The following is a 14658-nucleotide window of genomic DNA, read 5'->3' as shown; positions in this document are numbered from 1 at the left end:
TGGCCGGCCTCCCAGTCGGCGGTGATGATCGGGGACGAGGTCAGGTACCAGCCGCCGTGGAAATTGTAGTTCACGAAGGGCTGCAGCGTCATCGCGTTGACCGCGCTGCGGTTGCTCTTGCCCGCGAAGGACCAGACATTGTTGACGAGAACGCCGACGACCCAGGGGCCTTCGATGGCCAGGGCGACGAAAGCCGGACCCGCCGAGTACTTGCCGGCGGTCAGGGTCTTGTCGGTGCCGGTCGGGAATACGAAGGTCGGCCCGATGCCCCAGATGATGCCGTGCGTCGGCTGCTTCGGCGAGAAGAAGAAGCTCGGGTTGATGTCGCCGAGGCCGAACTCGCGGTCACCATTCACCGTCAGGGCCGGTTGCGAGATCACCGGCGTGATCCAGCGCGTGATCAGGTTCCAGTCCTTGTTCAGCGTGATCGGGATCACGGGCTGGATGTTGAGGACATTCTGCAGCTGCCTATGCGGCCCGACATTGAAGTTGAAGTTGTTCTGAAAGGGCAGGCTGATCATGTCGGCAACGGGGTTCTGCGCCGCCTTGGCCAGATCGGCCGTGCTGTTCGTCGAAGCCTCCGCCAGCGCTCCTCCCGAACACGACAAGGTCGCGAAGAGTGTCAGTCTGGCTAAGCTGAACAACGTCCTCGCGCTCACGGCCGGAAATTCCTTCATCGACAATAAAGCTGCCGACGGCCAAAACCGGTTTCCCGTTTGCCCGCGGCACTTATACTGTGCGACAAAACAGCAATCGGATTTCGAGACCACTCATTTTGCGCCAACTTTACGGTATTCCGGAGTGTCCAGCGCGTGTCTGAAATCCCCGTCATCTCCAGCCATATCCTGCACGGCCTGCCAGCATTCCTGCGGCATGAACTCGGGGAGAGGGCGCTTCTGCGGGCGAACCGTGCGGCAGGCTTCGATATCGAGCTGACCGAGGGCCGCAATTGCTTCATCCCGCATGCCGCAGTGCTCGGCTTCGTGAATGCCGCCGCGAGAGTCGCCGGCGAGCCCAATCTCGGGTTCCTGATCGCCCCGATGATGAACGCCGGCAACTATGGCTGTTTCGGGCGCTATATCCTGGGAGCCGAGACGCTCGGCCACTCCATCGAGCGGGCGATTGCGGCCCTTGGCTATCACAGCACCCACGACCGGATGTCGCTCGCGATCACCGGCGACGAGGCGCGCTACAGCTATGTCTTTGCGCTCGCCGGCCACGCTGGCTACGAGATGATCGCCGGTGCGGCGGCCGGCGTTCTGCTCAGCGTCATCAGGGCCTATTTGCCGTTCGACTGGCGGCCGCTGCGCATCGAGCTCAATATCGAGAGGCCGCGCCAAACCGGCCTGTTCGAAGATCTCTTCCACTGCCCGGTCCTGTTCAACGCGCCGGCCGTGACGATCGTCATCGAACGCCATCTCTTGTCGGCTGCTCCGAACCGCGGGTCATGGCCCATTGTCACCATCGAGGACGTGGCGCGAGACCGGCCCGGCGGAGCGCCACACGATCTGCTCGACGTCGTCATGGCACAGGTCCGGGCCCAGGTTCTCACCGGCAGCGTCTCCATCGATCGGGCTGCGCGACCGATGGGGACCAGCGTCCGGACGTTGCAGCGCGAGCTGAACCGGGCCGGCACCGATTTCCGCAGCCTGGCAAACGCGGCACGGCTCCAGCGCGCGACCGAATTGCTTCGGCACATGAACGGCTCGATCACCCGTGTTGCGGCGGAGATGGGCTATTCCTCTCCCGCCAATTTCGCGCGCGCCTTCCAGAAGGCGACCGGCCGCACACCCCGGGAGTTTCGCTCGGACATGTAGTCGCGCACCGTTCCGCAGTACCCCGCAGCTCTGCGATCCGCACCGGCTGTAGGACGGGTTCTCGGAGCGTCATCGCCCTCAACCTGCTCGTTCGAAGGTGATCATGTTCTGCAGGGGGTCGGCAGATGTCAGCCTGACCCGGATCCTATCGCCCGGCTTGCTGTCCTGCCCGCGAACCCGCGCGACCACCGGCAGCTCGCAGAGCTGGATGCGCAGGCCGTGCTCATCCGCGTCGGTCACGACCGCCTCGAACGCGGTTCCTTCGCTGCCCTGGAGCATAAGAGCTTCGGCCAGATCGATGACGTCCCGGTCCACTTGACCGTCGCGCGCATCGGCCCGCGCCATCACCGCAGGCAGTTGTTCGAATGCGGCCGATACCGCTGGCGGAACCGGCTGGCCGTTCGCCACCGCCAGGGCGGCGCGCACCACATAGCGATCGGCGAGACGGCGCAGCGGTGCCGTGGCATGCGCATAGGTCGCCGCCATCGGCGCATGCCACGGCACGATGCCTTCGCGATAGGGAACATAGCTCGCGCCGCCGCTAGCCCTCCGCACCGCCAGCATGAAGGCCGCGTGGCTGCTGTCGGCGGGATTCAGCGTCTTCTCGAACTGGACGAGCGTCTCCATCTCCGGCCATGACAGGCCCAGGGCGCGCGCGGTCTGGCGCAGGCGCTGGACGGCCTTCTGATCCGGTTCCTGCATGACCCTGAACAGGCCGGTCCGGGCTGTCAGGAGTGCCGCCGCGATCGCGATATTGCTGGCCAGGGACAGGGTGGCGTTCTGCTCCTCGGCGCGCAGGCGCGGGCGGAAGATCAATTGGTAGCGGCCGTCGCCGAGAGCATCGACCTCCTGTTCAGGTGGGTCCACGCGCGCTGCGCCGCGCCGGCTCTCGGCAGCCTCGATGCGGCGGGCCAGTTCATCGAAATCGGGCGGCAGATCAGACGCGCCGACCCTGTCATAGGCGAGCTTGGCGGTGCTGCGGATGACAGCCCGCTCTGCATTATCGAGATGGACATTGCCATCGGTGTCGATCCGGGTGGTGAAGATCACCGCCGGCCGAGGTCCGGTGGGCAGGAGGCTCGCGGCGCCCTCGGCGAGAACCGGCGGATACAGCCCGACCTTGCCGTCCGGCAGATAGAGCGTCGTGCCGCGCTGCCACGCTTCCCGGTCGACCGCGTCGCCATCGTCGACGAACCAGGCGACATCGGCGATGGCGTAATGCAGCAAAAGGTCGTTGCCGCTGCGCTCGATCGTGAAGGCCTGGTCGAGATCCGTCGATGTCGCGGGGTCGAGCGTGACGAAAGGCCGGTCCGTGCGGTCGACATGCGCGGTCGGCGCGCGATGGGCAGCAGTTTCCGCCGCTGCAAGAACCGCGGGCGGAAACTGCTCCGGCACGCCGAATTGGCGGCGTATCGCCGCCATTCCACCGATCAGCGCATTGGTGGAATCAATGAGGGTCTTCATCCTCGCGAGACCTCTGCCCGTTGTTGAGCTGCTGCGAAGCAGCCCGCGCGAAGGTTCGCGAACTGCTATAGTTGCAACCGTTTGGGCATCACATGCAACGATAGCGATCGGTCATGTMGAGCGATGCGCCTCAGACTGGATCGGGGCGCACTTCGCTTCCCGCAGACGTGGGACGCAATTTGCTCGACTCGAGATAGGCACGCCGGTGGGATCGACGATCGACCTGCGCCTCGCGAATAGCCTGTTTCCAGTGTCACGCCCGCGTGCCCGCTAACTCAGGTTGTTGCCCCAGATCATGATCGACAGCGAGAAGGTGATGAGGCCGATGACCGCCAGGATGAACGCGCGACGACGGGTCCCTGCCTCGCTGTGGTTCAGGCCGGTCAGCAGTGTTGCAAGCGTCCAGAGGCCCGTGAATGCCAGAAGCACCAAGGTGTAAACTGGGCCGGAGAGGTCATAACCGCCCCCTCCGATCGATGGATGTTCCGAAGGGCCGGGGCTGAGGCTCCAAACCAGAACGCCCACGACCACGGCGAAGACGGTAATCCACACGTAGAACCCCTTGCCTTTCAATCAGCCCTCCTCAGGCTTCCGACGGTCCGAAAGTGGATCGCGCGCGTTTTTGTTTGGGCAGCTTTCCCAGATACGGACGGTGGCCGCATAGCCTCGGAATGACAGAAGCTGGCGCGTCTCACGTCGCAAATGCTTGGCGACACGGACGGCGTGTGGCTGCGCGGCGATTCCTGCATCTTGGTAGCATCGACCTTTGGCAGGAGGCCACTCGCGCGCGCTGGCCGCGTCTTCAGCCGTCCCTATCGAAATCGATCAGCTGCCCATCGGCTGCAAACTCGGCATCGAACTTGATCCCGTCGGCAAGGCGGCCTTCGATCTTGATGCGTCCGCCTCGCTCGAACTCAATCCTTTCGAGCGTAGCACCGGCCGGCCAGGACGGGTTTTGCAGCACCGGGGCCGGAACCAGCGAGCGGATCTGGTCAATGGGAAAGAGGCCGCGCCCCCGCGCTTCGATTTCATCGATTTCCCCGTTMTGCTCCAGTTCGACCTTGATGCGAGCGCCGCCGGGCAGGGTGCCGTAGACATATCTGCCATAGGCGATGTGCGGCTTCGGGCGGGTCTGAATGTCGGTCAAGCCGAGCTCCACAATCGACCGCGGGAGATCCTGGGCGGCAAGCAGGCCGGGCCAGGCGAAGCTTGCCGCAAGGGCCGTGGCTACGAAGATGCGCTTCATCACTTCCATTCCTCTCCGCTGTCGGTCGCGCAGCAGGCCGGCTGTCGACGTCGCGACACTCCGCCGAGATTGTCAGAGTTGGGCCGGAAGCAGAAGTCGTCCTAACCGACGGGGGGTGACCCGCTGAGCGGCTCCAGTATCTGGCGGCACCGGTGCCGGAGGCCGCCGCTGCCGCCGATGACGGTCCCTATTGCTGGGACAGAATCCACTTCACCAGACCTTCGGCCTCCTCGGGCGAGACGCCAGGTTGAGGCGGCATCGGCATCTGACCCCAATTGCCGCCGCCGCCCTTCACGATCTTCTCGCTCAAGGTCTTGAGCGCGGCTTCGTCCTTGGCATAGCGCTCGGCAACGGCCTTGTAGGCTGGACCGATCATCTTGCGTTCGATCGAATGGCAGGCGACGCAGTTCTTGCTCCTGGCCAGTTCGGGGCTTGCGAAAGCGGGCGAGGATGCCAGAAGCGCGACGAAAGCGGCTGCGGCGAGGTGGCGAAAGTCAACCATGGACCAGGCTTCCCATCATGCGCGATCCGGATCGGTCGGTATCGCGGAACAGTGGTCGAAACGAAGCGGATAGCACCAACGCAAGGATCATCATCGGCTCTCCGGTCGGGGCGGCCAGGCACGCGATGATCTGCGGGACATGCGCTGAAACGCAAGCGCTGCCGGAGCCGGCACTTGTCCGCCGCCAGGCGAGAAGCCCAAGCTCCATCTGTCCGTATCGTCTCGTGCTGGTCGGTGTCCGAAGCGGTTGCGAATGCTGATCGCGTCAGGTCTGCGGGCGCGGCCAGGCCGAGCCCGCAGACGGAAGGTCGGCCGCGCCGCCGCTGCGGCAGGCGCGGCTGCCCATCAGGCTCAGTTGGGCTTGAGCTGGTAGACGTCGCCCTGGTCGGTGGCCACGTACATGCTGCCGTCAGGCGCCTGCACGACGGAGCGGAAGCGTCCGGCCGGCATCGGCAGGGACACCGTGCTGCGCGTGGCGGACGCGCCATCGGGCGTGATGTTGAGCACGTCGAGGCGGTTGCCGACCGGCGTTCCGTGGATGCCGATGCCCATGAAGGTCACGACCATCCGGCCGTTCCAGTCCTTCCATTGCGGGCCGTTCAGGAATACGCATGACGACATGCCCTGCGAAAGCGTGTCGTTGTTCCAGGCCGGCTTCATCGCGTTGGGATAGGTCTTGGTGTCGGTCATCGGCATGAAGGCCGAGCGCTCCTTCGGATCCACTGCGCCCATCTGGTTCGGCGAGTATCCGCAATAATTGTCGGGGCAGTCGGCGCGCCCGGCGATGTTCGGGCGCGGATCCCAGCCCGCGTTGCCGCCGGCGGTTAGCGCCGTCACCTCGTCGCTATGCCAGGGGCCGTTCTCCGCCGTGTAGGGCTGGTTGGTGCCGGGCCGGAAGCAGATGCCCTGCGGATTGCGGTGGCCGTAGGTGAAGACGCGCGTATCGAAGCCCTGTGGCGGGTTGTTGCCGGGCGCGGCCTTGCCGTCCCGGTCGATGCGCAGCACTTTGCCCCCAATGCGGGTCGGGCCCTGCGGCACCTCGCCATTATGGGTGTCGCCCGTCGTCACGTAGAGGAAGCCGTCCGCGGGGCCAAAGCGCAGGCGTCCGCCATTATGCGCGCCGGCATCGCCGAAGGGATGGTTGCTCGGCGCCGCCTTGTAGGCGATGTCGGTGACGATATCCTGCCGGTTCGAGACCTTGGTCAGATCGGGGCTGACCACGAGCCGCAGCACCCGATTGGTTCCCGGAGCGGTGATGTTCGACGCCGAGGACACGTAGATGAAGCGGTTGCTGGCGAAGTCGGGGTCGATCGCCACGCCGCTCATGCCGGCCTGGCCGCTGCAGAAGAGGTCGGACGCGGTCTCGGGGTAGTTCTTGGAATCCTTGATGCCGAGCAGGGCGTTGATCTTGCCGGAGGGGAGCCGGACCGAGAGCCCACCGCATTTCTCGGTGAAGAACATCGTGCCGTCGGGCAGGAAGGCCATGTCCCAGGTCAGCTCGCGCCCGGACATCACCGTGGTGCTGGTGAGCCCGGGCGTTCCGCCGGGGCTTTGGGCCGTCGCCGCCCCGGATAGGGCGAATGAGGCCAGTAACGTATAAGGCAACACGAAGCGAATACGTCGAGTCATCGATGTCTCCTCCGAGTTATTGTGCATCCCTGTAAAGGCCAGCGATCCGCCGGATCCTGGGCCGAAAGCATTGTTCGACAAGTCGATTGTTATGCGAGCGTCCAATGTCGTGCAACATCGTTTCGCGTCGAGGTGGTGCGTCGATTCCGTGGCAGGGACGCTGGGGCAGTTCTAAACTTGATTGGCTGACGTGAGGGTCAATATTGACGATGATGAAAAGGTTTACGCAAGAGGATAGGCCGCCGGATGCCGTGCGATATGCCGTTATCCGAGGGCGCCCCCCAATTGCATGCCGCGATGACGATAGGTGAATTGATGATTGCTGAGTCGCGGTTCGCTCTGAGTGCCGACGGTCTCGAAAATGGGCAGATATAGACTGGAGAATTTCCAGATTAGTCTCGGCCATATCCGGGAGCTACTTTGCGAGGCTCGCCAGCCAGGGGCCGGATCGCCGGGAACGGTGGCCCGGGCCCGGTACGCCCCGGTCCCAATCTCGGCCAGCTCGCATGGTGGCGAGGCGCAGCATCCGCCGTTCGCGTCGCAATACGCGTCCTTCGGCGGGGTGGCTTTCGGGACGACGGAGGATTTCTCGAGCGCGCGTGACCGGTGTCCCGATCTGGAGTAGCCGGCTCGCCATCCCGTTCAGGAGAAAGCTCCAGCATCGCGCGTCGCCGATCTTCGGGTGCCGCCTGTCCTCTTCTGGAAACCTCGTCTTTCCAACGCGATAGAGGAGGGGGATGAATCTCAATCTGAGGGCGAGGGCAGGGTCTGGCGCCGACCTGTCAACTCCCGACCAAGGCGGCCAACGGGAATCTCGCGCCATCTGAGCCACCGCTTGGCACTTGCAACAGCTCAGTTTGACAAGCGAGGTCCCTGTGCCGGCATGGAGGTGAGCGTGCCGACAATCCGGTCTGTGCCCGCGCCTGCCGCGCAGAGCGCGTTGGCGGTCTCGCCGAAATCGACGAGATCATGGTGGCGGGCATCCGTGGCGCGCTCCAGCGGGATCAGCCAGGCCGCATGGCCGCGGCGCGTGAGGCTTTCGAAATAGAGCTTCTGGGAGGAGAACGGCACATTCGTCTCGCGCGGGTCACCGATCACGAAGAGGCGACGCACGGGATCGGTCGGCACCTTGTCGAGCGCGGCCGAGGGGTCGAAACGCTCCGATCTCTGCCCCGGCCTCACGAGGCCGCGTGCTTCCAGATAGGCGCGATAGGCGGCTGCGCCGGAGGAGATCACCGCACAGCGCAGATCGTCGCGCTGCGCCAGCATCTCCGCGACGAGCGTGCCGCCACCGCTATGCCCGCCGAGCGCCCATGACTGGATGTGATACTGCGCCTTGAGACCGTCGAGCGCAGCCGAAATGAGCTGCGCTTCGATGGGGCGGCCGCGCATCGTGTAGTGCTTGCCGGCGCTTCCATAGGTTCCGGGCCGCCCCAGGAAGATCGATGGGATGCCGAAGCGGGCCGAAAGCCTCTGCTGCAGCGCGACCATCTCCGTCGGGCCGAAGCCGCCTTGCCGCTTGTCCGCATTCGCCCCCTTCGGTCCCAGCACGTCGCCGTTCAGCCAGATCGCGGCGACGGGGATCGTGCCGGAGCCAGGTTTCAGCCCGGCCGCATAATATCGCAGGCATGTCGCCTGGGTTTCGAGCCAGATCGCGGTATTCTTGGCTTCCAGCGCCGCGCACTCGGTCCGGCTGATCCTGATGCCATCGACCACGGCGATCGGGTCGAAATTCGCCCGCTCCGGGATGGATTGAGCGGAGGCCGGCGCCGGTCCTGGCGCCGCGGCAAATGTCAGCGTCAGCAGGCCGAGGCGGCTTGAAGCTCCTATACTGCGCATCCTCGTCTCCAAACGCGTTGCCGCCGAACCGGTACAGGCGCGGCCGATCCATGGACAGGGCATGATTGGCTCATTTCGCGGGCGGAGGCGAACGCCATCCCGCCCCGCGGGCGAAGCGGCGACATCTGACGACATTTCGGCGCGCATCGGGCAAGATGGCGCCCCTGCCACCGGAGGGTTGGCCGATGACGCGACGGGATTTCGTCCTCTTGCTCGCTGGCGCAGGGCTGACCTGGCCGCTCGGATCGCGTGCGCAGCAGCCCAAGGCCGTCCATCTCGGCTGGCTCACCATGGGACGGGTCGCCGAAGTCAGCCCGTTTCTCGACGCATTGCGTGCCGGGCTTGCCGCCCTGGGCTATGTCGAGGGCCGCAATCTCACGATGACGGCGCGCTATGCCGATGGCGACAGTGACCGGGTCGTGGCCTTGGCGGACGAACTGGCCGCCATGCCGGTGAATGTGATCGTCACCCATGGTCCGGCGACGAGCCTGCTTCAGAAGGTCAGCGCCGTCGTCCCGGTGATCTATGTGTTCAGCGCCGACCCTGTTCTGGCCGGGCTCGCCGAGAGCCTTGCCAGGCCCGCACGCAAGATGACCGGAATCACCTTGATGTCGGTCGAGCTGAACGGCAAACGCTTGGAAATGCTGCGGGAAGTGATGCCGCAGATCAATCGTGTCGCGATCATCGCAAGTCCGACGCATGCCGGAGAGGAGCTGGAGCGAAGCAATTCGATCGAGATGGCTGAGAAGCTCGGCATTGCGATCCAATATTTTTCCACCCCGGGTCCCGACGCGCTCCGTCTGGCCTATGCCGGCCTGGCCGCCGACCCGCCGCAGGCGATCGTGGTCTTTCCCGATCCGATCACCTTCACGAACCGCCGGCAGATCGTCGATGTCGCGAACGCACACCGCATTCCCGTCGTCTCGGCCTGGGCCGATTTTGCGGAGGCCGGCGCCTTGTACACATACGGACCGAAGCTCGCTGAATCCTATCGGCGGGTCGCCTATTACGTGGACCGCATCCTGAAGGGAACGAAGCCGGCGGAACTGCCGATCGAGCGCCCGACCGTGTTCGAATTCGTGCTCAATCTGAAGACGGCGAGGGCGCTCGGCATCGAGGTCAAGCCAGCTCTGATCGAACGCGCCGATCGCGTGATCGAATAGCGCGCCGGCTCCGGTCGCCTGCGCCGGCGAAACCGGCATCGTGGGCGCGGCCCTTCAGGAGTGACGGCGGCCGGCCCAGCCGGCGAGCCGGGCCAGGAAGGCGTCGGCGGCGTCGAGCTGCGCGGGCGCGATCCACTCGTCGGGCTGGTGCGCCTGCGCGATCGAGCCGGGCCCGCACACCACCGCGGAGATGCCGGCGGCCTGGAAGAAACCGGCCTCCGTGCCGAAGGGCATCGCGAAGGGCGGGCCGATGCCGCCGAGCGCGGCGGCGACAGCGAGCGCCGGCTCGTCGCCGGCGCTCGCCAGAGGCGGAACATGGACATGCCTTCGCGTCGACTGGCGGATGTCGGGCGGCGTTGCGCGGGCGAGATAGGCGGCGACCAGCCGTTCGGTCTCCTCGGCATCCTCAGGCGTGACCGGCCGGAATTCCCAGAACAGCTCGCAGGCGGAGGGCACGATGTTGATCGCCGAGCCGCCCTCGATCCGGCCGAGATTGACGGTCGTGCGGTCTATTGCCCCGGCGCGGTGCCCGACCGCCCTGAGGAAGCCGGCGAAATCGGCCGCGGGATAGATCGCGCTCGCCCCCGCGCTCGGATCGCTCGAATGCGCGGCCTTGCCCTCGAAACGGGTACGGAACCCGAGAAAGCCGCGATGGCGGTCGCCGAGCCGCATCAGGGTCGGCTCGCCGATGATGGCGAGCTCCGGCATCTCCTCATGGGCGAGCAGATCGGCGATCAGGTCGGGCACGCCGAGACAGCCGACCTCCTCGTCATAGGACAGCGCGATATGGATCGGCCGCGCGAGATCGGTGGCCGCGAAACTCTCCGCCGCGGCAAGGCAGGCCGCGATGAAACCCTTCATGTCGGCGGCGCCGCGGCCATGGAGCCTGCCGTCGCGCTCGCTCAGCCGAAAGGGGTCGGAGGACCAGCTCTGGTCGTCGACCGGAACCGTGTCGGTATGCCCGGAGAGGACGACGCCGCCCGGCGCGCGGGGGCCGAAGCTCGCGAGGATATTGGCCTTGCCGCGACCCTCGTCATGGCTCAACCGGACACGGGCGCCGATGCCGTCGAGGCGGTCGGCGACGCGCTCGACGAGCGCCAGGTTCGAGCGGCTCGATGTCGTGTCGAAACCGACCAGTTCCGCGAGCAGGGCGATCGTCGCAGTCATCGCCGTTCACGCCACCTGCTCGTGATCGGCGAAATCCTCCTGCGCAAACACGGTCATGATCTGGCTTCTCCGGGGCGTCGGGATACGGACGGGCGGCCGCCAGCGGCGGCGAGGCCGAAGCCGCCGAGGATCAAGGCCGCGCCAACGAGATGGAACGGCTGCACGGGCTCGCCGAGCAGCAGGAAGGCGAGGGCGGCGGTGAACAGGGCGACGAGATGGAAGGAGGCGCCGGTCACGCTCGGCCCCAGCGCACCGACGCAGCGATTCCAGATGATGAAGGCGAGCAGCGAGGCGAAGACGCCGATATAGAGCACCGCCGCGATCGGGCCGGGCGATATCGGGATCGTCGCGCCCTGGGCGAGCTCCCAGATCCAGAACGGCAGCAGCACCAGGAGCCCCGCCGCCATCGTCGCGGCCAGGAAGAGGAGCGGGTCGAGATCGGCCGGGCGGCGGCGCAGCAGCACCGAATAGACCGCGTAATTGGCGACCGCGATTAGAACCAGCGGCTCGCCGCCGGTGAGGCTCAAGCCCGACAGCGTCGAAGGCGCACCGCGCGCGACGATCCAGCTCACGCCGACGAAGGAGATGGCGATGCCGGCCAGCGTGCGGGCCGAGACACGCTCGACGCCGAGCATGAAGGCAGCGAGCGGCACCATCAGCGGCAGGGTCGAGTTCAGGAAGGCGACGCTCGCGGCCGGTGCACTTTGCAGGGCGAGATAGCCCAGCGCATTGTAGCCGGCGATGCCGAAGGCGCCGCAGGCGAAGACGAGGCCACGCGCGCGGATGAGCGCCTGCCGCTGCGCACGAAGCGTGCCGAGAACGAAGGGCAGCAGGCAGGCGAGCGCTACGAGCCAGCGGCCGACCGCCAGCGAGACAGGCGGAAAGGATCCTGCGAGCGCCCGGCCGAGCACGAGATTGCCGGCCCAGAACAGCGGCGGCAGAGGCAGGAGCAGCAAGGGCTGCGACCAGAGACGCTGGAAGAGATACATCGCGAGCGCCTTACGCGACGCCGGCGAGGCCGATGCGCAGCCGGCGGTTATGCCGGCCCTTGTTGTCGATCTTCAGGATGCTGATCGGCGGCGAGGCCCCGGTCGACGCGAGATGCGTGCCGCCGCAGGCCTGCCGGTCGAGCCCGACGATCTCGACGATGCGGACCTGCCCGTCCGCCGTCGGCGGCGGGGCGACAGAGCGCGAGCGGATCAGGCCGGGCTCCGCGAAGGCCGCGGCTTCCGCGACATGGCTTTGCCGCACCGGAAAATCCCGCCGGATCAGATCGTTGACCGTGCCTTCGATGGCGCGCAGGCGCTCGTTATCCGCCTCGGGCAAGTCGAAATCGATGCGCGCCGTGCCGTCCTCGTTCATCTGCACCCCGGTGACGAGCGCGCCATTGAAATCCTGGAAGACGACGGCATTCACGATATGCAGATCGGTGTGCAGCGCCCGCATCAGCTGCCGGAACGGCCCGTCGACCCTCGCTTCCACGGGCGCCGCCGGCAGTTCGAGCGGTTCCGCCAGCATGTGCCAGAGCCGGCCGCCCTCGTTTTCGAAACCCGCGATCGCGACTTCGCCGCCAGTCCAGGCGAGCGTGCCGCGATCGGGCAATTGGCCGCCGCCGCCGGGATAGAACGGGCTTTCTGAAAGCGCGACCCGGCCTGGCCGTGTCTCTACGACCTCCGTCGCCAGCGTCAGGACATCGGGATGATCGAGGCAGTAATAGCGGGACATGAAACTCACCTTGCGGGCAGCCCCGACGAGGGGCTTGCCTGCAGGCGAGAGTGGCGCGGCGCGGCGCGTGTCTATTGGCGAAAATTGAGAGCGCGATCAGATCGCCCGTGTGCAGCGGCTCTGCCGAAGGCCGCAATCCACGTTTCCTGCCGATGCTTCAGCCGGACGCGGCGCGCACCCATTGCAGCGGCGTAATGCCGTAGCTGCGCTTGAAATGCCGCGTCAGCGCGCTCTGGTCGTAGAAGCCGGCGTCGAGCGCAGCAGCGGCGATCGTGGCGCCGCGCCCGAGCGCCCTGATCGCCGCCTTGAGGCGCAGTTGCGTGAGATAGGCATGCGGGGTCAACCCCGTGCTGCGCTTGAACAGGGCGATGAGCTGGAACGGCGTCAGACCGACCTCCAGCCCCAACTGCTCCAGCGTGAGGTCCTCGGCATGACGCTCCCGCATGAACTCGCGGATGCGGGCGGCTTTGGCGCGGTCCCGCGCCGGCAGCACCAGCCGGGGTTCGCCCGCGGCATGGCGCCGGATCAGGGCACCGAAGCTGCGCAGCAGCAGCTCGCGCTCCTCAAGCGGATCGTCGCCCTGGTCGAGGATGCGGTGCAGGCCGAGGAAAGCCTCGATCAGATCGGGGTCGTGGACGGTGTTGCGGCTGAAATAGGCGGTCTCATCCAGGCCCAGCGCGGTCTTCAGCGTCTCGATCGCCGGTGGCGTCAGGTAGAACCCGCGATAGAGCCAGCGCCGGCTCGAGCCCATCCGCCCGGAATGGGGCTCGTCGGGGTTGAACACCAAGAGGCTCGAGGTCCTGGCCTCGTCGCTGCGTCCGCGGCTCTTGAATTCGGCGCCGCCGGCTTCGGTGACGGCGACGACGAAGCCGTCATGGCTATGGGGCGCATAATCATGGCTGGTGAAATCGGCAACGAGGCAGCTCAGGCCCGGAACCCGCGGGTCGTGCCAGTAGCGCGAGGAGTTGCGGAGGTCGATGCGGGCCAAGATGCGATCCGGACGGTGAGGACGGGTGCGATGGTGCGACGATCCAGGCCGGATCGCAACCATGCTGCATTGCCGAAGGCGCGCCATCGGCTCCTCGAAACGCGCTCATCCCAGCCGCGATTGCTCACGGAACTGACGCGGCGTTACGCCGGCAATGCGGCGGAAGGCGCGGCTGAAATGCGCCGGGTCCGTGTAGCCGGTCGAAAATGCGACATCGATGATCCTGGAATCCGTGTCGCGCAAAAGCCTGGCCGCATTCTCATATCTGACCGTGTCGAGGATGTCCGAATAGGTCAGGCCGACATGGGCGAGCTTGCGCTGAAAGCTGCGGGCGCTGACGCCTGCCATCTCCGCGACCTCGGCCAGAGCCGGGGTTCGCTCATCCAGATAGGCCGGCAACATCAGCTTGAGCAACTCGACGATGTCAAAGGCCGAGGGACCATCCGCCTGATCGTGCGGGGGAGCAAATGAGTCGGTCGAACGGTTGGAAAGACCAAGGTGGGAGACCGGCAGGCTGATCCAGGCAGCGTGCTGGCCTGACAGGAACTGCACATTGGGCCAGGCGGCCCGCGTMGCAGGACCCGGCGTGTACCTCGTCTGGGAGGCGATCGTTCCCGGCATCCAGTCGGGCCCTGCAAACTGCCGGATGATGTAGACCGGGAAAATATTCTGGATMCATTGTGCGTATTCCAGATTGAGCAGCCCATCTGTCCCGGCGAGCCTGCTGCAGACGCGCGCATGATCGTCATGGTGTTMGATCCACATGCTCAGGATCGTATCCTCCCGTGACGCCCAGCGGCAGGCGTGCCTGAGCGCAACGAGCAGTGTCGGGGCGTGAGCGATCAGCGCCCGGGTCCTTTCTCTCAGATGCAGGAAATGCAGCCGCTGGGTCGCGAGGAAGCCGAAATCCTCGATGCCCTGGKTTCTCCCGGCGGTTGCCGCGAAGCGCAGCACCGGCAGGAGCGGCAGGTAGAAGTCGCTCTTCTCCTCCAGGGACGAGGGAAGCCGGAACTTCTCCAGGAGCGAATGTGTCGGCGCCCCCATCTCGTCGAGAATTCCGACGAAGGGCAGAAGGAACTGGCCGCGCGTCAAAGGGATATCAGCCATCGGATCTCGCC

The 14658-nt window shown here is 66.0% G+C and carries 13 protein-coding genes and 1 pseudogene; 2 read left to right on the top strand and 12 right to left on the bottom strand.

Going from position 1 to position 14658, the window contains the following annotated elements; genetic code table 11:
* A pseudogene (locus tag AC1DIO_RS19820) lies at positions 1–659 on the bottom strand (outer membrane protein); the annotation flags it as partial.
* Between the two features lie 153 nt (positions 660–812).
* Here AC1DIO_RS19820 and AC1DIO_RS19815 point away from each other — a divergent pair.
* Positions 813–1817, top strand: coding sequence for a helix-turn-helix transcriptional regulator (locus tag AC1DIO_RS19815; protein WP_441507305.1), 1005 nt, complete (start codon positions 813–815; stop codon positions 1815–1817).
* 78 nt (positions 1818–1895) lie between these two features.
* On the opposite strand, the gene AC1DIO_RS19810 is transcribed toward AC1DIO_RS19815, so the two are convergent.
* From AC1DIO_RS19810 to AC1DIO_RS19785, 6 genes are all read right to left on the bottom strand, one after another.
* Positions 1896–3281, bottom strand: coding sequence for an RNB domain-containing ribonuclease (locus AC1DIO_RS19810; RefSeq protein ID WP_441507306.1), 1386 nt, complete (start codon positions 3279–3281; stop codon positions 1896–1898).
* A 270-nt stretch (positions 3282–3551) separates the two neighbouring features.
* Complete coding sequence (locus AC1DIO_RS19805) at positions 3552–3854, bottom strand: hypothetical protein (RefSeq protein ID WP_476853972.1); 303 nt, start codon at positions 3852–3854, stop codon at positions 3552–3554.
* A 229-nt stretch (positions 3855–4083) separates the two neighbouring features.
* Positions 4084–4527, bottom strand: a complete 444-nt coding sequence (locus tag AC1DIO_RS19800; RefSeq protein ID WP_476853971.1) for a hypothetical protein — start codon at positions 4525–4527, stop codon at positions 4084–4086.
* A gap of 187 nt (positions 4528–4714) precedes the next feature.
* Positions 4715–5029, bottom strand: coding sequence for a c-type cytochrome (locus tag AC1DIO_RS19795; RefSeq protein WP_441491255.1), 315 nt, complete (start codon positions 5027–5029; stop codon positions 4715–4717).
* A 351-nt stretch (positions 5030–5380) separates the two neighbouring features.
* Entirely contained in the window at positions 5381–6658 is a 1278-nt protein-coding gene (locus AC1DIO_RS19790; protein ID WP_441491256.1) for a PQQ-dependent sugar dehydrogenase, read from the bottom strand.
* A gap of 852 nt (positions 6659–7510) precedes the next feature.
* On the bottom strand, positions 7511–8497 hold the full coding sequence (locus AC1DIO_RS19785) for an alpha/beta hydrolase family protein (RefSeq protein ID WP_476853970.1): 987 nt from the start codon (positions 8495–8497) through the stop codon (positions 7511–7513).
* Between the two features lie 185 nt (positions 8498–8682).
* Here AC1DIO_RS19785 and AC1DIO_RS19780 point away from each other — a divergent pair, with 185 nt between their 5' ends.
* A complete protein-coding gene (locus AC1DIO_RS19780) occupies positions 8683–9660 on the top strand; it encodes an ABC transporter substrate-binding protein (protein WP_441491258.1) in 978 nt (325 codons plus the stop codon).
* A gap of 54 nt (positions 9661–9714) precedes the next feature.
* On the opposite strand, the gene argE is transcribed toward AC1DIO_RS19780, so the two are convergent.
* From argE to AC1DIO_RS19755, 5 genes are all read right to left on the bottom strand, one after another.
* Positions 9715–10827, bottom strand: a complete 1113-nt coding sequence (gene argE, locus AC1DIO_RS19775; RefSeq protein ID WP_476853969.1) for an acetylornithine deacetylase — start codon at positions 10825–10827, stop codon at positions 9715–9717.
* 53 nt (positions 10828–10880) lie between these two features.
* Positions 10881–11816 carry a DMT family transporter gene (locus tag AC1DIO_RS19770; RefSeq protein ID WP_441491260.1) on the bottom strand — a complete coding sequence of 312 codons (936 nt, stop codon included), beginning with the start codon at positions 11814–11816 and terminating at the stop codon, positions 10881–10883.
* Positions 11817–11826: 10 nt separating this feature from the next.
* Positions 11827–12552 (bottom strand): alanyl-tRNA editing protein, encoded by a 726-nt coding sequence (locus AC1DIO_RS19765; RefSeq protein WP_476768642.1) that lies wholly within the window; start codon positions 12550–12552, stop codon positions 11827–11829.
* A gap of 157 nt (positions 12553–12709) precedes the next feature.
* Entirely contained in the window at positions 12710–13540 is an 831-nt protein-coding gene (locus AC1DIO_RS19760) for an AraC family transcriptional regulator (protein WP_476853968.1), read from the bottom strand.
* 105 nt (positions 13541–13645) lie between these two features.
* Positions 13646–14647: a helix-turn-helix transcriptional regulator gene (locus tag AC1DIO_RS19755; RefSeq protein ID WP_476853967.1), complete on the bottom strand. Its 1002-nt coding sequence runs from the start codon at positions 14645–14647 to the stop codon at positions 13646–13648.
* Positions 14648–14658: the final 11 nt, after the last annotated feature.

It is taken from the genome of Allobosea sp. 05T439 (assembly GCF_056396005.1).
The sequence above is the reverse complement of the archived record's forward strand: the minus strand, read 5'-3'. Positions and strand labels throughout refer to the sequence as shown.